Origin of the sequence: Nocardioides sp. NPDC023903, assembly GCF_040639295.1 — a bacterium.
GTDB lineage: Bacteria > Actinomycetota > Actinomycetes > Propionibacteriales > Nocardioidaceae > Nocardioides.
On record NZ_JBEZZS010000131.1, the window covers coordinates 1 to 1,008 of the forward strand.

Below are 1,008 nucleotides of genomic sequence, written 5' to 3' on the forward strand. Positions count from 1 at the left end.
ACCGCGGGGGTCGGAGCCAGAGGTGAGCGCTACCACGTGAACCTGCAGGTGGAGGACCGTCCCGGCGTGCTCGCCGCGGTCGCCGACACCTTCGCTCAGCACGGGGTGAGCATCTCGACCGTGCGTCAGCAGGGCCACGGCGACGGCGCCCGGCTCGTCGTCGTCACCCACCATGCGGTGGAGTCGTCGCTGGCAGATACTGTCGCCGTATTGGCGGACATGGAATCCGTCACCGCTGTGACCAGCGTTCTCAGATTGGAAGGCACCGAAGAATGACGCGGAATGTGCGCGGCGTCGCCGACATTCGCACCGCATGGTACGCAGACAACACGTGCGCGCATGGTTGCGCCGCGACGCAGGGAGCGCTGGTATGAGCACGACTGGAATCGCACCGCAGTCGGGTGTGCACTCGCGCTGGCCCGGTTTGATCGCTGCCTACCGCGACCGCTTGGCCGGTGCGGCCGACTGGGAGCCGGTGACCCTGTTCGAGGGCGGTACCCCGCTGGTCCCCGCGCCGCACCTGTCCGCGCTCACCGGGTGCGAGGTGTATCTCAAGGTCGAGGGTGCCAACCCGACCGGTTCGTTCAAGGACCGCGGCATGACCATGGCGATGACCGACGCCAAGTACCGCGGCCAGAAGGCCGTGCTGTGCGCGTCGACCGGCAACACCTCGGCCTCGGCCGCGGCGTATGCCACCCGCGCGGGCATGGAATGCGCGGTGCTGATCCCGCAGGGCAAGATCGCGATGGGCAAGCTGGCCCAGGCCGTCATGCTCGGCGCCAAGATCATCCAGGTCGAGGGCAACTTCGACGACTGTCTCGAACTGGCGCGCAAGGTGACCGCGGAGTTCCCGCAGGTCGGCCTCGTGAACTCGGTGAACCCGGCACGTATCGAAGGCCAGAAGACCGCCTCGTTCGAGATCTGCGACGTGCTCGGCAAGGCGCCCGATGTGCATGTGCTCCCCGTCGGTAACGCGGGCAACATCACCGCCTACTGGCGCGGTTACCG

Annotated in this window: 2 protein-coding genes; both read left to right on the forward strand. The window is 67.7% G+C overall.

Features of this window, described 5'->3' with window-relative positions; genetic code table 11:
* A partial coding sequence (locus AB0F44_RS30460; RefSeq protein ID WP_357361133.1) for an ACT domain-containing protein occupies nt 1-276 on the forward strand: 276 nt, incomplete at its 5' end.
* Between the two features lie 94 nt (nt 277-370).
* On the forward strand, nt 371-1,008 hold a 638-nt coding region (gene thrC, locus AB0F44_RS30465; protein ID WP_357361135.1), incomplete at its 3' end, for a threonine synthase.